This window comes from Ralstonia insidiosa, from assembly GCF_008801405.1.
GTDB classification, from domain to species: domain Bacteria; phylum Pseudomonadota; class Gammaproteobacteria; order Burkholderiales; family Burkholderiaceae; genus Ralstonia; species Ralstonia insidiosa.
This window is the reverse complement of record NZ_VZPV01000001.1, coordinates 1,488,859-1,509,687: the sequence shown is the minus strand read 5'-3', so window position 1 is coordinate 1,509,687 and position 20,829 is coordinate 1,488,859. Positions and strand designations below refer to the sequence as shown.

At 63.7% G+C, this 20,829-nt stretch carries 16 protein-coding genes; 7 read left to right on the top strand and 9 right to left on the bottom strand.

What is annotated here, in order from left to right; genetic code table 11:
- The first annotated feature begins 88 nt into the window (after window positions 1-88).
- Complete coding sequence (locus F7R11_RS07230; RefSeq protein WP_064802285.1) at window positions 89-937, top strand: sulfurtransferase; 849 nt, start codon at window positions 89-91, stop codon at window positions 935-937.
- 185 nt (window positions 938-1,122) lie between these two features.
- Here the strand turns inward: F7R11_RS07230 and F7R11_RS07225 are convergent, their stop codons facing one another.
- Window positions 1,123-1,695 carry a flavodoxin family protein gene (locus F7R11_RS07225; RefSeq protein WP_064802284.1) on the bottom strand — a complete coding sequence of 191 codons (573 nt, stop codon included), beginning with the start codon at window positions 1,693-1,695 and terminating at the stop codon, window positions 1,123-1,125.
- 78 nt (window positions 1,696-1,773) lie between these two features.
- Window positions 1,774-2,472, bottom strand: coding sequence for a pirin family protein (locus tag F7R11_RS07220; protein ID WP_064802282.1), 699 nt, complete (start codon window positions 2,470-2,472; stop codon window positions 1,774-1,776).
- 106 nt (window positions 2,473-2,578) lie between these two features.
- Between F7R11_RS07220 and F7R11_RS07215 the strand changes: the two genes are divergently transcribed.
- Both F7R11_RS07215 and gluQRS read left to right on the top strand, forming a co-directional pair.
- Window positions 2,579-3,481, top strand: a complete 903-nt coding sequence (locus F7R11_RS07215) for a LysR family transcriptional regulator (RefSeq protein ID WP_021195109.1) — start codon at window positions 2,579-2,581, stop codon at window positions 3,479-3,481.
- Window positions 3,482-3,547: 66 nt separating this feature from the next.
- A complete protein-coding gene (gluQRS, locus tag F7R11_RS07210; RefSeq protein WP_064802280.1) occupies window positions 3,548-4,492 on the top strand; it encodes a tRNA glutamyl-Q(34) synthetase GluQRS in 945 nt (314 codons plus the stop codon).
- A 39-nt stretch (window positions 4,493-4,531) separates the two neighbouring features.
- Here gluQRS and F7R11_RS07205 read toward each other — a convergent pair whose 3' ends face one another.
- Window positions 4,532-6,013 carry a DEAD/DEAH box helicase gene (locus F7R11_RS07205; RefSeq protein WP_390624355.1) on the bottom strand — a complete coding sequence of 494 codons (1,482 nt, stop codon included), beginning with the start codon at window positions 6,011-6,013 and terminating at the stop codon, window positions 4,532-4,534.
- A 252-nt stretch (window positions 6,014-6,265) separates the two neighbouring features.
- On the opposite strand from F7R11_RS07205, the gene F7R11_RS07200 reads away from it, so the two are divergent.
- The gene (locus tag F7R11_RS07200) at window positions 6,266-7,081 is read left to right on the top strand and encodes an oxygen-binding di-iron domain-containing protein (protein ID WP_064802278.1); all 816 of its coding nucleotides are present in this window, start codon (window positions 6,266-6,268) and stop codon (window positions 7,079-7,081) included.
- On the opposite strand, the gene F7R11_RS07195 is transcribed toward F7R11_RS07200, so the two are convergent.
- Window positions 7,065-7,793, bottom strand: a complete 729-nt coding sequence (locus F7R11_RS07195) for a TetR/AcrR family transcriptional regulator (protein WP_104577564.1) — start codon at window positions 7,791-7,793, stop codon at window positions 7,065-7,067. The genes F7R11_RS07200 and F7R11_RS07195 overlap by 17 nt on opposite strands.
- 201 nt (window positions 7,794-7,994) lie before the next feature.
- On the opposite strand from F7R11_RS07195, the gene F7R11_RS07190 reads away from it, so the two are divergent.
- The 3 genes from F7R11_RS07190 to F7R11_RS07180 are packed head-to-tail and all read left to right on the top strand — an operon-like array spanning window position 7,995 to window position 14,346.
- Window positions 7,995-9,698, top strand: a complete 1,704-nt coding sequence (locus tag F7R11_RS07190; RefSeq protein WP_064802277.1) for an AMP-binding protein — start codon at window positions 7,995-7,997, stop codon at window positions 9,696-9,698.
- Window positions 9,699-9,712: 14 nt separating this feature from the next.
- Complete coding sequence (locus F7R11_RS07185; protein WP_064802275.1) at window positions 9,713-13,030, top strand: acetyl-CoA carboxylase family protein; 3,318 nt, start codon at window positions 9,713-9,715, stop codon at window positions 13,028-13,030.
- 38 nt (window positions 13,031-13,068) lie between these two features.
- Window positions 13,069-14,346 carry a branched-chain amino acid ABC transporter substrate-binding protein gene (locus F7R11_RS07180; RefSeq protein WP_064802272.1) on the top strand — a complete coding sequence of 426 codons (1,278 nt, stop codon included), beginning with the start codon at window positions 13,069-13,071 and terminating at the stop codon, window positions 14,344-14,346.
- Between the two features lie 4 nt (window positions 14,347-14,350).
- Here F7R11_RS07180 and F7R11_RS07175 read toward each other — a convergent pair whose 3' ends face one another.
- The 5 genes from F7R11_RS07175 to F7R11_RS07155 all read right to left on the bottom strand — a co-directional run bounded on the left by F7R11_RS07175 (window position 14,351) and on the right by F7R11_RS07155 (window position 20,160).
- Complete coding sequence (locus F7R11_RS07175) at window positions 14,351-15,343, bottom strand: MBL fold metallo-hydrolase (protein WP_064802269.1); 993 nt, start codon at window positions 15,341-15,343, stop codon at window positions 14,351-14,353.
- A gap of 354 nt (window positions 15,344-15,697) precedes the next feature.
- Window positions 15,698-16,189 (bottom strand): hypothetical protein, encoded by a 492-nt coding sequence (locus F7R11_RS26995; RefSeq protein WP_021195118.1) that lies wholly within the window; start codon window positions 16,187-16,189, stop codon window positions 15,698-15,700.
- Between the two features lie 112 nt (window positions 16,190-16,301).
- Complete coding sequence (locus F7R11_RS07165) at window positions 16,302-17,126, bottom strand: OmpW/AlkL family protein (RefSeq protein WP_064802267.1); 825 nt, start codon at window positions 17,124-17,126, stop codon at window positions 16,302-16,304.
- 87 nt (window positions 17,127-17,213) lie between these two features.
- Window positions 17,214-18,479: a DUF2957 domain-containing protein gene (locus F7R11_RS07160; RefSeq protein ID WP_064806211.1), complete on the bottom strand. Its 1,266-nt coding sequence runs from the start codon at window positions 18,477-18,479 to the stop codon at window positions 17,214-17,216.
- Between the two features lie 85 nt (window positions 18,480-18,564).
- Window positions 18,565-20,160, bottom strand: a complete 1,596-nt coding sequence (locus F7R11_RS07155) for a DUF2957 domain-containing protein (RefSeq protein WP_064802265.1) — start codon at window positions 20,158-20,160, stop codon at window positions 18,565-18,567.
- Window positions 20,161-20,829 lie beyond the last annotated feature (669 nt).

Here is a 20,829-nt window from a genome sequence, read left to right as displayed (position 1 = left end):
AGCAACCCGCACCGCTGCGTGGGCCGTTATAATTTCGGCTTACGAATCAACGGGTTACCCAGGCGCCCCAAAACCGGCGCGGCAGCACATGCAGATCGTCAATATTTCCGCTTACAAATTCGTCACCCTCGATGACCGCGAGACCCTGCGCCCCGCCCTGCTGGCCGAGTGCCAGGCGCGCGAGCTCAAGGGCACCGTGCTGCTGGCGCCCGAGGGCATCAACATCTTCCTGGCCGGCTCACGTGAGGCGATCGACGGCATCGTCGGCTGGCTGCGCGCCGACCCACGCTTTGCCGATCTGGCACCGAAGGAAAGCCTGTCCGACCATCAGCCGTTCCGCCGCCTGCTGGTGCGCCTGAAGAAAGAAATCATCACCATGCGCCATCCGCTGATCCGCCCGGAAGACGGTCGTGCTCCGTTTGTCACGCCGCCGAACCTGAAGCGCTGGCTGGACCAGGGCCACGACGACGAAGGCCGCCCCGTGGTGATGCTCGACACGCGCAATGACTACGAAGTGGCGGTCGGCACCTTCAAGAACGTCGTCGAATACAACCTCAAGAAGTTCACCGAATTCCCGCCCGCCATTGCCGCGCACAAGGATGACTTTGCCGGCAAGACCGTCGTGTCGTTCTGCACCGGCGGCATCCGCTGCGAAAAGGCCGCGATCCACATGCAGGAGATCGGCGTCGAGCGCGTGTACCAGCTCGAGGGCGGCATCCTCAAATACTTTGAAGAAGTCGGCGGTGACCACTACGACGGCGATTGCTTCGTCTTCGACCATCGCACTGCGCTCAACCCCGAACTGCTGCCGGCCGGCCCCAAGCAATGCTTCGCATGCCGCGCGGTCGTCACGCCGGAAGAGCAGCAATCGCCCAACTACATCCCCGGCCAGCGGTGCCCGCACTGCGCGAGCAACCAAACCCGCGCCGCCGCATGAAGCGTCTTGCCGCCGCCCTCCTCGTCAGCCTACTTTGCCTTGCAGCACTGGGCGGCTGCTCGACGAGTTGCGCTGGCGGCTCGAACCGGGGCGTGTTCTGCGGGGCAGGCACGCGGTTCTGACCGGTCACTAGCCAACAAAAAACGCCGGACATGCCGGCGTTTTTCTTTGGGCGCTCAACCTTCTTACTGACGGCCGCGCACGAACTGGTTGGTGATGGCGACAACACGTTCGCCGAACAGCTTGGCCGTTTCCAGATCGCCGGGCAGCGGGCCTTCTTCGGGGCTCGCATCCGACGGCGATTGCGACAACGCACCGCCAAACCCGCCCAGGTAGTTGATGTCGTTACGCGTGGCGGCCTTGCTGCTGGCCGGCATCATGCCCGTGCCCACCCAGATCATTCCGTGCTGCTGCGACAGCGTCCACAAATACTGGATCGACGAGAACTTGTCGCCGTTCGTCGAGGCCGAGTTCGTGAAGCCCGCGGCAATCTTGTCCTTCCACGCGCCCGTGAACCACGCCTTGGACGAGGCATCGGCAAATTTCTTGAAGTCGCCCGAGACGCCGCCCATGTAGGTCGGCGCGCCAAAGACGATGGCGTCAACACCGGCGAGCAGCGCCCAGGTGTCGTCATTGACGTCGGCCACCGAGATCAGGTGGGCTTCGGCGCCGGCGTTCTGCACGCCCGCAAACACGGCCTCGGCCTGCTTCTTGGTGTGACCATAACCACTGTGATAAACGACTGCAACGCGTGCCATGGGAATCCTCTTGGGGTTGGGGTACGGCGGGAGAACAACGGAAAAGAAAAACGGCGCACACAGCGTGCGCCGCCAACATTACGGCAAATCGAACACCAGCACTTCGCTGTCTTCGCCGCCAGTGAGCGTCACCGCACTTTCCTGGCTCAGCTTGGCTGCGTCTCCGCCGACGAGCGTGCGGCCGTTGACGCTGATCTTGCCGCGCACCACATGCACATAGGCACGGCGGCCCTCGGTGATGGGCAGCGTAGCGGTTTCAGCACCATCGAACTTGCCGGCATACAGCGACATGTCCTGATGCACCGTCACCGAGTCATTGCGTCCGTCGTTGCTGGCAATGAGTACCAGCTTGCCACGCTTGGCTGCATCATCAAAGCGGCGCTCTTCGTAGCCAGGCGTGAGGTTCAACTCCGCAGGCAGCGCCCAGATCTGCAGAAAATGCGTGGTCTGGTCCTGCGCGTGGTTGAACTCGGAGTGACGCACGCCTGTCCCAGCCGTCATGCGCTGCACGTCGCCGGGGCGCAGTACGCTGCCGTTGCCCATGCTGTCCTTGTGCGCCAGTTCGCCATCGAGCACGTAGCTGATGATTTCCATGTCGCGGTGGCCGTGCGTGCCGAAGCCCATGCCGGCGGCAACGCGGTCTTCGTTGATGACGCGTAGCGGCCCGAACTGGACGTGCTCCGGGTCCATGTAATCGGCAAACGAGAAGCTGTGATACGACTTGAGCCAGCCGTGGTCTGCATAACCGCGGTCTTGAGAGTGGCGGATTTCAATCATTTTGATGAATCTCCTATCCAAATTACTGCGTTGATGTGTGAATGGTACGCAGATTGGCTATAGTTGCGCCGTACGGCTTTGATTCATTCCATCAAAAATTCTGAATATGGCGCTCTCGCTGGAATCCCTGGAAGTCTTGGACGCGATCGAACGCAAGGGCAGCTTTGCCGCCGCCGCGCATGAACTGGGCAAGGTGCCCTCCGCCCTCACGTATGTGGTACGCAAGCTGGAGGATGACCTGGATGTGTTGCTGTTTGACCGCCGCCGCCACCGTGCAGAACTCACGCCCGCCGGCCGCGCGCTGCTCGACGAAGGCCGCCACCTGCTGCAGGCCGCCGACGATCTGGCCCGACGCGTCAAGCGCCTGGCCACCGGCTGGGAAGCCACGCTGACGATCGTGCTGGACAACCTTGTGTACTTTCGCGCACTGCTGCCGGTGATTCAGGATTTCTACGCTGAGAACACCGCCACCCGCTTGCGCTTCAGCCGTGAAGTCCTCGGCGGCACGTGGGACGCCCTGCTCTCCGGGCGCGCCGATCTGCTGCTTGGCCCCGCGCACACCGCGCCGGTACAGGGTGTACAGACGCGCACGCTTGGCGCCATTCCATTCGTCTTTGCAGTGGCAACGCACCACCCACTTGCGCAGGCACAGGAGCCTGTCCCCGCGGCGGCCATCGCGCGCCAACGCATCGTTGCCGTGGGCGATACGTCACGCAATCTGCCGGCACGCACCATCGGTGTCATGGCCGGCCAGGACACGCTGGTCGTGCCAACCATGGATGACAAGATCCAGGCGCAGATCCGCGGCCTGGGTTGCGGTTGGCTGCCGGTACCGCTGGCGCAGCCGTATCTGGATTCCGGTGTGCTGATCGCCAAGGAAACCACCGAAGACCGCCGCCTCGGCACATTCCAGGTGGCATGGCGCAACAACATGCGCGGCAAGGCATTGCAATGGTGGGTCGACAAGCTGGAAGACCCGCGTTTGGCGCAAGCACTGCTGATGCAGTAGCGGTAGTTGCAGGGGCACGCAGGCAAAATCGCGCAAAATAGTGAAATCCGTGCCTGGAGTTTTGCGTTGTCCCAAGCCAATCTCGATTTTCTCGATCCTTCTGCCATATCGGTGCGCGGCACGTACCGTGGCCGCTTTGCGCCCTCGCCTACCGGGCCGCTGCACATCGGTTCACTGGTCACTGCGCTGGCAAGCTGGCTTGATGCCCGCGTGCACGGTGGCGCGTGGCTGGTGCGCATTGAAGACATCGACTTCCAGCGCAATGTGCCTGGCGCCGATCGCGACATCCTTGCCGCACTCGAAGCGCTTGGCCTGGTGCCCGACGAAGCACCGCAATGGCAGAGCGCGCATCTGCATCGTTTCGAAACCGCGCTGGCACAACTGCAGGCCGTCGACCGGCTCTACCCATGCGGCTGCACGCGTCGCGAGATTGCGGATTCCGTTACCACCATCGACGCGAATGGCCGCCTGCGCCACCAGACACTCATCTATCCCGGCACCTGTCGCAACGGCTTGAACGGGCGCCCGCCGCGTGCATGGCGTGTGCGCGTGCCGGAGGCCGACACCGCCACAATCTGCTTTGAGGACCGCTGGCAAGGCACGCAGTGTCAGAACCTGGCCGAAGCTGTGGGCGATTTCGTGCTCAAACGCGCCGATGGCATGTGGGCGTATCAGATTGCCGTGGTGGCTGACGATGCCGCACAGGGCATCACCGACGTGGTGCGCGGGGCCGACCTGCTCGACTCGACGCCGCGTCAGATCTATCTGCAGCAACTGCTTGGGCTACCACCCGTGCGCTACATGCACGTGCCGGTGGTGGTCAACACAGACGGTGAAAAGCTGAGCAAGCAGACCGGCGCACGCGCCATCAACCGCAGCCAGCCGCTGGCCGCGCTGACCGAAGCGGCGCGGCATCTGGGGCTGGAGATTCGGGCAGGAGATCTGGAAGGGTTTTACCGGGACGCCGTCCCGGCCTGGGCCAATCGCCTTGCACGATTGGCAACTACGTGATCCCGGCGGCTTGATCGCCGCCGTTTTCAACAGACTGACTTAGCGCTTGCGCGGCACGCCACCGAGGAGCGCTGCGATCGGGCGCTTGGCGCTGCGCGGATGGCCAGCCGGTTGTGCCGGCTTGGCTGCGTCTGCCGATTCAGCAGGCACCGCCGATTCGTACGGACGATTGAAAAACGGATCGTCCGACGGGCGGAACGCCGGACGCACGATGGTGTGATCCAGCACACGGGCGCCATTGCGCTCTTCGCGCTCGCGGGCACGGCGGACTTCACCACGGGCACGCTTTTCATCGCGCTCGCGGCGTTCGCGGTCACGGGCCTGTTCGCCGGTCGGGTCGAAGTCAGTCAGTTGCTCGCGCGGCAGGTTGCGCTTGATCAGCTTTTCGATGTCGGCCAGGAAACGCTCGTCGCCCGGCGCGAACAGCGACAGCGCATCGCCCGAGGCACCAGCGCGGCCCGTACGGCCGATGCGGTGCACGTAGTCTTCTGCGTTGAACGGCAGATCAAAGTTGATCACGCATGGCATCTGCGAGATGTCGAGCCCGCGCGCGGCCACGTCGGTCGCGACCAGCACGTCAACGGTGCCCTGCTTGAAGGCTTCGAGCGTCTGCATCCGCTCGGTCTGCGTCTTGTCGCCATGGATGGCGTTGGCGTTGATGCCTTCGCGCTCCAGCGCGCGCGCCAGACGCGAGCAACCGATCTTGCTATTGGAGAACACGATGCACTGGCGCGGCAGGCCCTGCTCCGCACGCTGCTTCAACAGGTGCACGAGCGCGGCCTGCTTGTGGTTGTCCGGTACGGTGTAGATGACCTGGCGGACGTTCTCGGCCGTGGCGTTGCTGCGTGCCACTTCAATGGTTTGCGGATGGCGCAGGTAGCTGGCAGCCAGCTTCTTGATCTCGGGCGAGAACGTGGCCGAGAACAGCAGCGTCTGGCGATGCGCCGGCAGCAGGTTGATGATGCGCTGCAGGTCGGGCAGGAAGCCCATGTCGAGCATGCGGTCCGCTTCGTCCAGCACCAGCATGCGCACCTGCGACAGGTTCACGCTGCGCTGCTGCACGTGGTCGAGCAGGCGGCCCGGCGTGGCGACAAGAATTTCCACGCCGCGGCGCAGTTGCTCGGTCTGCGGGTTCATGTCGACACCACCGAACACGACTGCGCTACGCAGCGCCGTGTACTTCGCGTACTTGGCGACGTTGTCGTACACCTGGTCAGCCAGCTCGCGCGTGGGCGTGAGAATCAGTGCCCGCACAGGGTGACGTGCCGGCGACGCACTCGTATTGGCGTCGGGCAACAGGTTGTGGATGATCGGCAGCGAGAAGCCGGCGGTCTTGCCGGTGCCCGTTTGCGCGGCGCCCATGACGTCGCGGCCGGCAGTGACCACCGGAATGGCGGCGGCCTGGATGGGAGTGGGCTTGGTGTAGCCGCTTTCGGTCAGCGCGCGGAGGACGTCCGGATGCAGGCCGAAGCTGTCGAATGTCACCGATTCGGTGGCCGGTGCTTCAGACGCTTCAGACATCGTTGCAGTATTCATAGGGGAGATGCGGCATGCCGAGGGGCATGGCAGGCGCGACAGACCCAAGCGGAAAACCCGCAAGCGGCTCGCGCAAAGCGTTAAAAATCAAAAGTTTATCACGTGAGGGTCGGCACAGGCCGGATGAACAGCATGCCGGCGCCCGCGCGGGCACCACATCTGCCTTGACACGGATCAATAGGCCCAGGCCTACGCTGCGCGACCATCGGGCATCCCAACCTGCGCCCCTCTCCCTCCATGGTGACCACGCTTTATGAAACGCCCGGGCATGTCTGCCTGATGTTTTCCGACCTGGTGGATGATCACGATGACCTGCCAGTGCAGACCAACCAGTTCCTCATCGTCGATCACGGCCACGGCGCACTGATCGACCCGGGTGGCCAGATGACGTACAACGCGCTCTATCTGGCGATGAACAGCTACTTTCCGCCCAAGCAGCTCGATTACGTGCTCGCTTCGCACGCAGACCCGGATATCGTCGCCTCCGCCGGACGCTGGCTCACGAGCTCCAGTTGCGACATCTTGATCTCGCGCGTGTGGGAGCGCTTTCTGCCGCACTTCTGCAACGTAGGCAAGACCGAAGGCCGCATCGTGCCGATTCCGGACACGGGCATGGCGATTCCGCTGGGGCAATCGCATCTGCTGGCAGTGCCGGCGCATTTCCTGCACTCGGAGGGCAACTTCCAGTTCTACGATCCGGAATCGCGGATTCTCTTTTCGGGCGACCTGGGCGCATCGATGGTGCACGCCAACGTGGCGGCCAAGCCGGTGGAGGACTTTGACGCGCACCTGCCACTGATGGCGCCCTTCCACCGCCGCTACATGAGCGGCAACCGAGTCTGCCGGCTGTGGGCGCAGATGGTGCGCGGGCTGGACATCGAATGGATCGTGCCGCAGCACGGTCAAGCCTTCCGCGGGAAGGCCATGGTCAACCGATTCATCGATTGGGTGGAAACGCTCGATTGCGGCATCGACCTGATGACGCCAGAGATCTTCCGCCTGCCCGCCATGCCGAAAACACCGGCGGGCGCAACGCTCAAGACGCGGGCGTAGTTGCCGGGCTGGGGGCAGCCGGCAGGATGATCTTCATCATGGCGCTCGACAGCTCGTGCGCCAGCACATGGGCGTCGATACGCGATGGGTCGTGCCATGTGTACATGAAACCCATCACGCCGCCCATCGAGTGCGCCGCGACGCGCGCATCGCCAAAGTCGAACACGCCGGCACGCTTGCCTTCATCCAGCAGCGCATACAGATCGCGGTAGTAGCCACGCGACATGCCGTGCAGCCACTCCACGGTTTCGGGGCGCAGATATTGGCGGTCGCGGTACGTGAGTGCGGCAGCGTAGTGGCAGTCGATGCAGCGGCGCGCCATCTCAAGCAAGCAGGCTTGCAGGCGCTCCCGCACCGGCAGCGCCGGGTCGGCCGTCTCGCGGATGGCCGACAGGCAGATCTGCGCGGCCTCGCGGCAGAGGATGTCGAAGATCTCGTACTTGTCGGTGAAGTAGTAGTACACCGCAGGCTTGGTCACACCCAATGCGGAGCACAGGTCACTCATCGTCATGCCGGCATAGCCCTTGGTGAAGAAGAGCTGGGCGGCAGTGTCGAGAATCTGCCGGCGGCGCGCCTCCTGGCGCTCGGCGATATGCGGGCGCGTGACAGGCGCAGGGGGCGCAGTGGGCGCAGTGGCCGGAGGTGCCTCAGGAGCCTCGGTTTCAGCAGACGGTTGCACGTCGGAAACAGCAGATTTGCGGACGATGGACATGGTGCGCATTCTCGCATGCCGCCTTTGGATGCGCCGTCGCGTCTGCGCATCTGGGCGGTGTCACGCCGCTGAAATGCTTGACGCATCAAACGGCGCTTCCTATATTTCTACCCGTTGGTATAAAAAATTACTGATAAGTATAGATAGTGCGGCGTCACTTTGCGCACGCACTGCACAACCCAACGGAGACAAGCTTTGGCGATGGACGAGCCCGAGTATCTCGGCCGCGTTCGCGCGCTCTGGGCGCGCGCATGGCCGGTCGATACCCCCCGCGAGCCCCACTATCCCGTAGGGCGCGCGCCCCTCACCGACTACCTGCGCCATTGGGCGCGCACCACGCCAGACAAGCCAGCCATCCACTTCTACGGGCACGACACCACGTTCGCCCAGTTAGATGATCTGTCCGACCGCTTTGCTGCCCTGCTCGCCCAACACGGCATTGGCGCGGGTGACCGGGTGGCAGTGTTCCTGTCGAACTGTCCGCAGTTCAACGCGGTGTTCTTTGGCATCCTGAAGCTGGGTGCGGTGTATGTGCCGATCAGTCCGCTGTCGCAGCGTGCCGAGTTGATGCATGCGCTTACCGATGCGACGCCGCGCGCCATCGTTGTGCTGGATCGGCTGATGCCGCTGGTGCGTGAGGTGCGCGCCGAAACATCGCTCGAGCACATCTTCGTCACGCGCTATGCGGACGTCCTCCCTGCGCAACCGACGCTGCCGCTTCCGGCGATGCTCACCGAGCCGCCGCTCGACTGCGCAGATGCCATCGACCTGATGCCTGCCCTGGCGAAGACGACGCCGATCTCGCTGCCGCCTGCCTCGCTCGATGCTGTTGCCGCACTCAACTACACCGGCGGCACAACCGGCCTGCCCAAGGGCTGCATCCACACGCAAGGCGATATGGTGGACATGGCCGCCGCGTTCTCGGCCGTATCGTTGCGCGCCAATGCCGACACGGTCATGCTCAGTTTCTACCCGCAGTTCTGGATTGCCGGCGAGAACACCGGGTTGATCTTCCCTGCGTTCCTCGGCGTGCCGCTGGTGCTGCTTGCGCGCTGGGATGCGGAGGCCTTCATGGCCGGCGTGCAGCGCTATCGCGTGACGAACGGTTCAATGCTGGTCGACAGCGCGGCCGAGGTGATGGCGCACCCGCGTGTGCACGAATACAACCTGCGCTCGCTGCGGCATACCGGCGTGTCGTCGTTCGTGAAGAAGCTGAACCCCGAATACCGCCGCGCGTGGCGCGAACTGACCGGCTCGATGATGGCCGAGAGCGCCTGGGGCATGACCGAAACGCAGACCTGCAACAGCTTCACGGTCGGCATGCAGGATGATGATTTCGACCTGCGCTCGCAGCCGATCTTCGTGGGCCTGCCGGTGCCGGGCACCGACTTCAAGATCTGCGATTTCGACACGCAAGCGCTGTTGCCGATCGGCGCCGAAGGCGAACTGTGCGTGCGCACACCCACGCTGCTCAAGGGTTACTGGAACAAACCAGAAGCCACCGCGCAGACCTTACGCAATGGCTGGTTCCACACCGGCGACATCGGCTGCATCGACGAGCACGGCTACGTCCACTACCTCGGCCGCCGCAAGGAGATGCTCAAGGTCAACGGCATGAGCGTGTTCCCGGCGGAGATCGAAGCGATGCTCGGCAAGCACCCCGCCATCCTCGGTTCCGCCGTGGTGGGCCGTGCCGATGAACAACGCGGTCAACGCCCCGTCGCCTTCGTGATGCTGCGCCCCGAGGCCATCGGCACGCTGGACGATGTCACGCTCACCAACTGGTGCCGCGAGAACATGGCCGTCTACAAGGTGCCCATCGTGCGCATCGTCGATGCGCTACCGCTCACGGCCACCGGCAAGGTGCGCAAGCAGGATCTCGCACCGCTCGCAGAACAGCTCTAACCCAAGCCTGCTCCATGACGTTTCGCAAACTGCTGATCGCCAATCGCGGCGAGATCGCCATTCGCATTGCCCGCGCCGCTGCTACGGTGGGCTTGCCCTCGGTAGCAATCTATTCCGAAGACGACCGCGATGCCTTGCATGTACTCCGCGCAGATGAAGCTGTGCCCCTGCCCGGCAATGGCCCACGCGCGTATCTCGATGGGGAAGCCATCCTCGCCGCCGCACGCGCCGTGGGCGCCGACGCCATCCACCCCGGTTACGGATTCCTGAGCGAGAACGCCGCCTTTGCGCGTCGGTGTGCAGAGGCGGGCGTGCAGTTCATCGGGCCAGCGCCGCACGTGCTTGATCTCTTCGGCGACAAGGCACGCGCACGTGCGCTCGCCCACGAAGCTGGTATCCCCATCGTCAACGGCACGCGAGGCGCGACTTCGCTCGAAGATGCGCAAGCATTCTTCGCTGCGCTGCCGCCCTCTCACGGCATGATGATCAAGGCCGTGGCCGGCGGCGGTGGGCGCGGCATGCGCGCCGTGCACGATGCGCTGGCGATTCCCGAGGCCTACGCACGCTGCGTATCGGAAGCCACCGCCGCGTTCGGCAGCGGCGATGTCTACGTCGAAGCGCTGGTGCCCGCACCGCGCCACATCGAGATCCAGATCATTGCCGATGCGCAAGGCAACGTCGCGCACCTCGGCGAGCGCGAATGCAGCCTGCAGCGCCGTCACCAGAAGCTGATCGAGATTGCGCCCAGCCCCGCCTTGGACGATGCACTGCGTACGCGGATCGCCGATGCAGCGGTGACACTCGCCAAAGCGGCGGGCTACTGCGGCATCGGCACATTTGAGTTCCTCGTGGAAGGCGCCGGCACACCGCACGCCACGTTCTACTTCATGGAAGCCAACCCGCGCGTGCAGGTCGAACACACCGTCACGGAGATGGTGACGGGCGTCGATCTGGTGGTGACGCAACTGGCGCTGGCGCAAGGTGCGTCACTGGCGGAACTTGGGCTCGACCAGTCGATCGCGCCACGCGGCCATGCCGTGCAGGTGCGCATCAACGCTGAGACGCTCGATGCGTCTGGCCAGCCGCATCCTTCCACCGGCACGCTCACCGCGTTCGAGCCGCCCAACGGCCCCGGCGTGCGCGTCGACACCTGTGGCTACGCCGGCTACCGCCCCAACCCGCGTTTCGATTCGCTGCTCGCCAAGTTGATCGTGCATGCGCCGCGCGGCACCTATGCGCAAACCCTGGCCCAAACCTACCGCGCGTTGTGCGAGTTCCGCATCGAAGGATTGGTGACCAACAAGCGCCTGCTGCAAGACCTTCTGAGCGATGCCCGGGTGCAGACCAACGCCGTGCACACACAGTTTCTCGACCAGCGCCTGGCCGAGCTGGTGAGCGCCAGCGATGGCGCGCACCGTACGCTCCACGCATCGGCAGCCGCAGCCACTGGTGGCGAGGTTGCACCGGGCGAATCACTCATCAACGAGTTGCCTGACGATGCTGAACTGCTGACCGCACCGATGGACGGCGCCCTGATCCAGCTCAACGCCCAACCCGGCGACACCGTGGCGCGCGGGCAAGTGCTGGCCGTGATTGAAGCGATGAAGATGGAGCATGTGGTGCTCGCGCCCACTTCCGGACAAGTGCTGCAGGTGTGCGCACAGCCCGGCGCCACGGTGCGCGAAGGCCAGCCGCTGATGGCCCTGCTCCCGAGCGACGCAGAACACCACGCTGAATCCACCGACACCGAGATCGACCTGGACCACATTCGCCCCGACCTGCAAGCGGTCATCGACCGCCACGCATTCGGCCTTGACGCCAACCGCCCGGATGCCGTCGCACGACGCCGCAAGACCGGCCAGCGCACCGCACGTGAAAACATCGCGCACCTGTGCGACGCCGACTCCTTCATCGAATACGGCGCACTGGCCATCGCCGCACAACGCCAGCGGCGTGCGCTCGATGACTTGATCCGCGCAACACCTGCCGACGGCATCATCACCGGCATCGGCACCGTCAACGGCACGCACTTCCCCGATCAGGAGGCGCGCTGCATGGTGCTCGCCTACGACTACACCGTGCTGGCTGGCACGCAGGGCACCTTCAACCACAAAAAGACCGACCGCGCGCTGGAATTGGCGCAGCAATGGAAGTTGCCCGTCGTGCTGTTTGCCGAAGGCGGCGGCGGCCGGCCGGGCGATACCGAGAAGCGTGGCGTCAGCGGCCTGGACTGCCCGACCTTCATCCATTTCGCGCGCCTGTCGGGGCTCGTGCCGACCGTCGGTATCGTGTCGGGCCGCTGCTTTGCCGGCAATGCTGCACTGCTGGGTTGCGCCGACGTGATCATCGCCACGCGCGACGCGACCATCGGCATGGGCGGCCCCGCCATGATCGAGGGCGGCGGCCTGGGCGTGTACGCGCCCGAAGAAGTGGGCCCGGTCAGCATGCAGGCGCCCAACGGCGTGATCGACGTGCTGGTCGAAGACGAGGCCGAAGCCGTGGACGCCGCGCGCCGCTACCTGAGCTACTTCCAGGGGCCGCTCCCCCACTGGGACGCCAGCGACGCACGCCACCTGCGCCACGTCATTCCCGAAAACCGCATGCGCAGCTACGACATGCGTGCCGTGATCGAAGCCCTGGCTGATACCGGGTCGGTGTTGGAGCTGCGCCAGGCGTTTGGCGTGGGCATCATTACTGCGCTGATCCGCATCGAAGGCCGCGCGTTTGGCTGCATCGCCAACAACCCGCGGCATCTGGGCGGCGCCATCGATTCGGCCGCCGCCGACAAGGCGTCGCGCTTCATGCAACTGTGCAACGCGTTTGATCTGCCCATCGTCTCGCTGTGCGACACGCCGGGCTTCATGGTTGGCCCGGAGGCGGAGAAGACGGCCACCGTGCGCCATGTCAGCCGCATGTTCGTGACAGCCGGCAATCTGCGCGTGCCGTTTTTTACCGTCGTACTGCGCAAGGGCTACGGCCTGGGGGCGATGGCGATGGCTGCCGGCGGGTTCCATGCGCCGTTCTTCACGGCGTCGTGGCCGAGCGGCGAATTTGGCGGCATGGGCATCGAAGGCGCTATCCGCCTTGGTTATCGCAAAGAGTTGGAAGCGGTAGAAGACCCGGCCGAGCGCGAGGTGCTGTTCCGCAAGATGGTCGATGCGGCTTACGAGGAAGGCCGCGCGCTCAACATCGCCAGCTATCTGGAGATCGACGCCGTGATCGACCCGGCCGATACGCGCCGCTGGCTGCTGCGTGGCCTGCAATCGGCACCGCCTGCGCAACCGCGCCACACGCGCGATCCGGCCACGCGCCGCTTCATCGACACCTGGTAGACAAGAAGACAGAACGCCCCACACAACAAGGAGGAGACATGTCCGCATTGACCCGCTTTGCCCGTCCGCTGTCCGCGCTGGCCAGCGCGGCCACGTTGCTCTGCGCACCGCTGGCACATGCTGCAGACCCGGCGCCGATCAAGGTGGCATTCATCGACCAGCTGAGCGGGCCGCTGTCGAATGTGGGCGAACAGTTCCTCGCCAACCTGAAACTCGGCATCGATGATGCCAACGCGCAGCCGCAAGGCGTGTTGAATGGCGCGCGCTACGAGTTGACGACCTACGACAACAAGCTGTCGGCGCAGGACAGCCTGTCGGCATTGCAAAGCGCCATCGATGCGGGTGCGAAGATCATCTTCACCGGCGGGTCGGGCTCGTCCGTGGTGGCGGCCATGGTGGACGCCGCCACCAAGCACAACGAGCGCAACCCGGACAAGCGCGTGCTGATCATCAACTACGCCTCGATCGACCCGGACCTGACCGGCGCGCACTGCAGCTTCTGGCATTTCGCCACCGAGGCCAACACGGCCATGAAGATGCGGGCGCTGGCCGACTTCGTGAAGACGCAGCCCGACATCCGCAAGGTCTATTCACTGAACCAGGACTACGCGCACGGTCGGTTGTGGGCGTCACTTGGCAAGCAGATGATCTCTGCTGCGCGGCCCGACGTGCAATTCACGGGGGAGACGCTGCACCCGATCGGCAAGGTGAAGGACTTCGCGCCCTACGTCTCGAAAGCCAAGGCGAGCGGCGCGGATACGCTGCTCACCGGCAACTGGGGGCAGGATCTGAACCTGCTCATCAAAGCCGATGGCGACATGGGCTACGACGTGCGCTATCTCAACCACAGCGGTGCGGGTGCGCCGGGCACCGTGCTGGCGGTGTCGCAGGCCAAGATCGGCAAGGTGACGTGGGTGTCCGAATGGACGCCCGCCAACGGTAGCGCGCCACTCATGCAGATGGATGCGCGCGTGCGCCAGACACCCGCCGGCGAGCACTTCGCCCCGCGCACCGTGCTCTCCGTCGAACTCGTGACGGATGCCATCCGCAAGGCCAACTCCACCGACCCGCTCAAGATTGCACTGGCCCTGGAAGGCATGCAGAAGCAGAGCTTCCTGGGCGACGTCACGATGCGCAAGAGCGACCACCAGTTGCTGCTGCCGCAAGTGGTATCGACGATCGCGCCAGTGGACGGCAAGACCGTCAAGGTCGGCTACGACGGTACTCAGTGGGGCCACAAGACCGAAAGCACGACCGCCGCCAAAGACTTGGACCTGCCGACCACTTGCAAGATGAAGCGGCCGGCAGGCGTATGACGAATCAGTCTGCGCGGTCGGTGCGCAGCGGGCCGTACTCGATCGGCACCCATGCAAACGCCTTGCCGTCGCGGCGCACGTGGCCCAGGCCCGGGAACGGCAGATGCGCACCGGCCACCCAGAGCTTGTCCTGCGCCGCTTCGGCAAACAGCTTGCGACGCGATGCCACAGCCTGCTTCTGGTCGACGTCATATTCAAATGCAACCTCGGGATGCAAGAACTGCACGGCGTGGCTGTGGACGATGTCGCCCCACACCAGCAAGCTCTTGCCCTTCGATGCAAAGAGGTAGCCGCTGTGCCCGGGCGTGTGGCCGTTAGCGAGTACAGAGCGCACGCCCGGGATGACCTCATCGCCCGGCTTGAACTGCTTGAGCTTGCCAACCGCCGCATACGGTGCCACAGAGTCGCGCGCCATCTTGAAGAACGGTTGCATGTCCTTCGGCTTGGCGGCGGCAACCGCCTCACTCAGCCAGAAATCCGCTTCCGGTGCCGCCACGTAGACCTGCGCGTTCGGGTAAGTGGGTTGCCCTTGCGGCGTCAACAAACCACAGGCGTGATCCGGGTGCAGATGGGTCAGCAGCACGGCGTCGATCTGCTCGGACTGATAGCCCGACGCGCGCACGTTGCCGGCCAAGCCACCCATGGTTGGGCCAAAGCATGTGCCCGACCCGGTATCGACCAAGATGCGCTGGCTGCCCGTATCAATCAGATAGCCGTTCACCGCCGTCTGCATGCCCGGCGTGCTCGACACGAACATCCGCGCCAGCAGGCTCTGCACCGATTGCGCACTCATGCCTACCAGCGTCTTGGCCGGCAGATCGATGTAGCCGTCGTAGAGCGCGGTGACAACGTCATCGCCCAGGGCCATGCGGTAGTAGCCGGGCACTTGGGCGCGTTGTTGCGTGGCGGTAGGCGTGGGGGCAGCAGTCTGGGCGTGGGTGAATCCGATGGACGTGGCCAATGTGATGGCCACTGCGGCAGAGGTGAGCAAACGCATGTCTTGGCTCCGGAGGAGAAGCCGCTGCCCCGTTGCAGCGGTGGAAGCCCGGATCATGCCACCTCTAGTACACATGCGTTGTCGCTATTGGCGACGGGGGGATTGCTCCACTTCGAAACGCAAAATGGTCGAGCCACGCCCGAACCACAGGCGCTACTGAACGATCAACCCCAACGCCGGCGTGGCGCCCACCATCGACAGCATCAACGTGAGCGCCGTCGTTACAACCATTCGCATGTTGTTCATGGTCTAGAGAAATCCGGAAGAATGAAAAAGAAAAGGCCCGACATGCCGGGCCTTTGCGTCATGCCGATCAACTGCGGCTGCGCAACCGCAGGTCAACCGGGTACGGGCTTATTGCACGTGGAACGCCGGCGTCGACACCACCTTGCCGTCCACCGTACAGTCCGGCGTCAACGTGGCATTGCTGAACGTCAACGACGATTCCTTGTCGTTCCAGGCCGTCACAACCTTGCTGGGGCCGCAGCTGCCCAGCAGAAACACGTTGACACCAGCGTTGTTGATCGTCAGCTGCGTGGTGGAGTCAGCCTGCCCCGTCCAGGGCGTGGCACCGCTGATGAACCCGCAGAGCGTACCGCCCGTGAACGACGTCGACGTGATGTTGACAACGCCGGTGGGCGTGATCGTGCCGGTAAAGGTGGCCTGGCACTGCGCGGCGGTCGAGCCCTTGGTAAGGTTGGTCGAGCCGGTGACCGAGAACGGCTCGCCGCTCGGGTTCATCGGCTGACCATCGACGCGCGAAACGGTCACGGCAAATGCGGGTGCGGCTGCTACGGTGGCAAGTGCGAGTGCAACTGCAAGAGATACGACTTTACGTGTGCTCATTTATTGCCTCACTAGAACTGACGGTTGAAACCGTCTTAAGAATGCAGCGCAAACCGGTTCCCGCTCGGTTCGTGCCGCGCCAATTAGCCAGGCGCAGACAGCCGACGTCCGGCTAAAACTTGTACGACACCCCAACGAACGTGATGATCGGATTGGCCTTGAGCGTGGTCTTGGTGGTGGCCAGCGTAGAGCCGTCCGCTGCCTTGATCACGGTGGCGGCTTCCGTCTTGAGCGGCAGGTATGACACCGTGGCCGTCAATGCCCAGCGATCGGTGATGGCATAGCTCGCGCCCAGATTGAAGATGGCCGACCAGGACGCCGACGATTTCCCCTCCACATACGTCGGCCCGGGCTTGCCGGCCCCCGCCGCCAGCACGCTGCCCAGCTCACGGTTCACCGCTGCCGAGAAGTTCGGGTTCAGCTCGATATTGGTGAAGAAGCTGTAGACCACCCCCACGCCCACGAACGGGCGGAACTTCGACTGCGCGTGCCCGAAGTACCACTGCAGGATGACCCCGGGGCTCCACTGCCGCGCCTTGCGCACCGCGGGCTGGTTGGACGGGTCATCCAGATCGACGTGGCCAAGTGCACCCGCCGGCCCAGGCGCGCGAATCACGCCGTGCCCGGTCAGCTTGAACTCGGGCGGCACGCCGGCAATGGTGGTCAGCGCAATGTTGTCGGTAAAGAAATGCGTGAGGGTGAGGCCCAGCGTGTTGGCGTTGCTTACACGCAGCCCGCTGTTGGGCGACGTGAAGCTGCCCGGCAAGCGCAGCGGATCATTGATCGGCGCGTTGATCACGCTGGTGGTCAGGTTGTTGCTCGAGTCCTGCGGCATGATGTGGAACCAACCCACCGTGGCCACGTTGTCACCCGCCTGCTGCGCCATGGCACCTGCGGATGCGCAGGCCACCACCAATGCGACAGTCAGTTTCTTCATGATGCTTCCCTCCTGTTGTTATGAGCGAGGTGCGGACCGACGTTGCGTCATGGCTACCGCACCTCGTGGCGTGTGATTCCGGAAACGTCACTGCACGAAGGCGCCCACGGTGAAGTAGGGGTTCTTCGTGTCGCTCATATCCAGGAAGCCGAAGGTCTTGCCGGTGAAGATCAGCTTGCCGGTCGGGGCCGAGCCAGCCGGTGCGCTTGTCTGCGTGGTGCGGATCACGCCGGGTACGGACTGCGTGAAATCCAGATTCAGCGGGCGGGTGAGCGCGACCTGCGACGCATTGAACGGATCGAGCATCGTGGCCTGTGCACCCACCAGCGCGGTGGCGCGGTAGTTGAACGTGCTGTCCACGCCCGTGTACTCGCCGTCTTGCGAACCCTGCGCAATGTTGGTGGTCGGCGCCAGGAACGAAATGCCGGACTCGTCGTCTGCCACCGGCGGGCCAGCAGTCAGATTCGAGTTGGCCGCCCCCACGCGGATGAAGATCGGCACGAGCTGGTTGTACAGCTTGCCCACGATCAGCACTCCCTTGCCGGCCTTGCTTGGATCGAGCGACGACAACGTGGCCGGCACCTGCGGCTGATAATTCGCCGTGGTAAAGGCCGAGGAGTCGGCACGCAGCGTGAGCTTCTGGTTGACCGTCGCGCTGGATGTCAGGCACGCGCCGCCGTTCTTCACGCCCAGGTTGTCGCACTCGGTGTAGGTGCCGTCCGCGTTGATGGTGAAGCGCGCATCGACTGCCTGTTGCGAGAAGTTCTGCGACGGCACCTGGTGGTAGCCCAGCTGGTTGTAGTTGCCCGCGATCTTGGTCAGATCCGTCTCGGTGCTCGAGAAGCTGATGAACGGGTAGTACGGGAACGTGGTCTTCGGGATCTTGCCAACGCCGACGATGCCGTCGAACTGGATCGTCGCCCCCGGAATCGTGCCACCCAGCACACCTTGCCCCAGGAAGAAACGCGCCGGCCGGCTTGCATCGAGGCTCGCGTTGTTCAGGCGGAACGCGCACTGGTTCAGCTTCTCGGTCGGCAGTGCGGTTTCCTGCGTCAGCGTGCCGCTCTGCACGTTGTTGGGAGCGGTGTCACGTGTGGGCGCCACCGTGCCCGTCGTCACCGGAATCGGCGACGCCAGATACGTGATCTGATAGGTCATCTTCGTCGTATCGAGCTGCACCTTCACCAGTTCGCCCGAACCTGAGCCGCCCGTGAAGACGGTGTTGTAGTCGATCACCTGCGGGCACAGGCGCTGGATCACCGGGGCCGGCGGATCATCTCCGCCACTACCGCCACCGCACGCGGTCACCATCGGTGCGCACGCCAGCACGACCAGCCATTTACGCCATTGCATTTGCGTCTCCTCCATGTTGTTGTTCAGCTGCGGCGGCACACGCACTTCGCACGCGCCGCCGCATGTGGTTTCGTTGCTGCGTGCCTCACTGGACGAACGCGCCGACCGTGAAGAACGGGTTGAACTTGTTGTTGTTCATGAGCATTGCGTACACGTTGCCCACCCTGACCGCGACGCCCTTGTCGCCCGCTTTGAACAGCGCGACGTTGCCGCCGGCGCCCTGCGCGTTGAAGTCGTTCTGCGCGGTAACGAGCAACTTGCCCGGCGAGGTTTGCGTGTAGTCGAGCGTGAACTGCGCCGTCACTCGCGAGTTGAACGGGTTGATGAAGGCCGCGGTGCCGTTCTGAAACAGCGTTGACGTGTAGTTGGCGGCCAGCGTGGAGACGGCAGTGCCGTCGGTGCAGTTGCCCACCCAGGTGTGGAAGGTGCCACCAGTAAAGCTGCCGGACAGTTCAGGATGGTCGACAGCTGAACCCAGACCGTTGAGGCTGGCAGGAAATCCGCTCGGGCCATTGGAGGTCACCAACCCGCATGCCGATGCACTGGTTGCGCCGATGTAGCCGCCCGCAAGTGCATTGGCGGGAATGGTCGCTACGGGCGTCAGAATCGAAATGCCGATCTGGTCATCGGCCGAAGTCGCCAGCAGGTTGGAATCGACATGCACATAGCCCACACGGATCACCACCGGTACCACCTGACCGTTGAGCTTGCCCGCGATCAGAATCCCCTTGGCCTGGTTTGAAGCAAGAGGCAGAACCAGCGGCGAGACCTGGCCGACATACGCATAAGGCACGTTGGCAGCCGTGGGATTGCTCACGAACACGTTGTCCTGCGAACCATCCGCGTTCAAGCGCCGCGTCCACGGCGTGCCCGTCGTGTGGCATGAGTAGTCGATGCCCTCGGCTGTACACGTACCGTCGGCATTCAACGTTTGCGTCCAGTTGACGGCATCGGGCTCCCAGCCTTGCGGCCCCGTTGTCTGGTTGCCAGATCCTGTCGGCGTGACATGCACACCCACTTCGTTGTAGTGCCCGGCCACTTGCGTGAAGTCGGTCACCGTCTCTGAGAAGCCCAGGAACGGATAGAAATCAAACGAGCGCGAAGGCACCGCGCCAATGACCAGACCCGGGAGCGGCTGGATACCGTTGAACTGGATCGTCGCCCCCGGAATGCCGCCACCCACGATGCCCTGACCCACAAACAGCGTCGGCGGGTCTTGCGGATTGACGGTGATCGCGTAGCTGTTGTCCGCCGTCTTGCCCGACTGCAGCACGAAGGCGCAGCGGTTCTGTTCGGGCGTCGGCAGGTTGGTCGGGTGCACGAACGTGCCGTTGATGGTCAGGCCCTTGCGCGTGTTGTTCACCTGCCCCGCCGAGGTCGGCACCGACGACTCGATGAACTGCATCTGATACGTGTTCTTGCTCGTATCGAACTTGACCTTGATGTACTCGCCACTGCCCGAACCACCGGTATAGGTGGTCGTGTAGTCCAGCGCGGCCGGGCACAGGCTCGTCGGCGTGGTTGGCGTCGTGTTTGGCCCGCTTGGCGGACAAGAACTACCCGAGCACTGCGCAACGTTCGACGAGCCCGGATCGTCTGCACCGCCGCACCCGCCGATGAACGGCATCGCGACCATGCAACTGGTTGCCATGACAACAAAAAGATGACGTCGACTACCCATGGTTGTCTCCTCACGTTCTAAAACTTGTTGTGTTTTTGCCGGGAAATGCCGGCCAATACCCCGCCTGTCGGCGTACGACAGCCGACAGCGCACAATCTGCCCTGACGGCAGATCAGTCCTGCAAATCAACAGAAACGACGGACGTGTTTTGTCGCGCGCGTTAACTCGTGTAACGCGCTAATCGGTTGGGTGCCGATGCCAAAACCAGTCGGGGTGTGTTGCAGCTAACGCGAGAAACCCGGCTCGCTGCGATGATGACGATGGCGGTGATGCGCGTGGGCACGCGCAGAAGCGGAATGCTGGAAAGGCCCGTTTTGAATGCGTAACATCCTGTGTCTCCGAAGGTACGCTACTGGCTATTTACTTGTCGTTATGCGTGCCACTATGGTCTGCACAGACTATGAAGTAAATAGAGATTTCATTCAAAACATTGCCTGCAATGCCTCACGCAAGCAGGTGCGGCGCCATTTGGTGGCATTTCAAACGAAGGAATGAATTTGTTTCATTTGAAGTGTTTTAAACTCCTCCCCTCGCTCGTGGGGGAATGTCGTGCAGCGCGACATAACCGAATTATGTCGAAACGGATATATTTCGCGAGATATATGCGCCAGCAAAAATCAGTCCTGATACAGCTCTGCACGGAATAGCAGAAAGCCATTCGACAGAAAG

What these genes read in the sequence shown, in the direction of transcription:
- F7R11_RS07225 (WP_064802284.1), bottom strand. Translation starts at nt 1,695, where the DNA reads ATGGCACGCGTTGCAGTCGTTTATCACAGTGGTTATGGTCACACCAAG.
- F7R11_RS07205 (WP_390624355.1), bottom strand. Translation starts at nt 6,013, where the DNA reads ATGTCTGAAGCGTCTGAAGCACCGGCCACCGAATCGGTGACATTCGAC.
- F7R11_RS26995 (WP_021195118.1), bottom strand. Translation starts at nt 16,189, where the DNA reads ATGAGCACACGTAAAGTCGTATCTCTTGCAGTTGCACTCGCACTTGCC.
- F7R11_RS07185 (WP_064802275.1), top strand. Translation starts at nt 9,713, where the DNA reads ATGACGTTTCGCAAACTGCTGATCGCCAATCGCGGCGAGATCGCCATT.
- F7R11_RS07230 (WP_064802285.1), top strand. Translation starts at nt 89, where the DNA reads ATGCAGATCGTCAATATTTCCGCTTACAAATTCGTCACCCTCGATGAC.
- F7R11_RS07195 (WP_104577564.1), bottom strand. Translation starts at nt 7,793, where the DNA reads ATGTCCATCGTCCGCAAATCTGCTGTTTCCGACGTGCAACCGTCTGCT.
- F7R11_RS07200 (WP_064802278.1), top strand. Translation starts at nt 6,266, where the DNA reads ATGGTGACCACGCTTTATGAAACGCCCGGGCATGTCTGCCTGATGTTT.
- F7R11_RS07175 (WP_064802269.1), bottom strand. Translation starts at nt 15,343, where the DNA reads ATGCGTTTGCTCACCTCTGCCGCAGTGGCCATCACATTGGCCACGTCC.
- F7R11_RS07165 (WP_064802267.1), bottom strand. Translation starts at nt 17,126, where the DNA reads ATGAAGAAACTGACTGTCGCATTGGTGGTGGCCTGCGCATCCGCAGGT.
- F7R11_RS07190 (WP_064802277.1), top strand. Translation starts at nt 7,995, where the DNA reads ATGGACGAGCCCGAGTATCTCGGCCGCGTTCGCGCGCTCTGGGCGCGC.
- F7R11_RS07155 (WP_064802265.1), bottom strand. Translation starts at nt 20,160, where the DNA reads ATGGGTAGTCGACGTCATCTTTTTGTTGTCATGGCAACCAGTTGCATG.
- F7R11_RS07180 (WP_064802272.1), top strand. Translation starts at nt 13,069, where the DNA reads ATGTCCGCATTGACCCGCTTTGCCCGTCCGCTGTCCGCGCTGGCCAGC.
- F7R11_RS07220 (WP_064802282.1), bottom strand. Translation starts at nt 2,472, where the DNA reads ATGATTGAAATCCGCCACTCTCAAGACCGCGGTTATGCAGACCACGGC.
- F7R11_RS07160 (WP_064806211.1), bottom strand. Translation starts at nt 18,479, where the DNA reads ATGCAATGGCGTAAATGGCTGGTCGTGCTGGCGTGCGCACCGATGGTG.
- F7R11_RS07215 (WP_021195109.1), top strand. Translation starts at nt 2,579, where the DNA reads ATGGCGCTCTCGCTGGAATCCCTGGAAGTCTTGGACGCGATCGAACGC.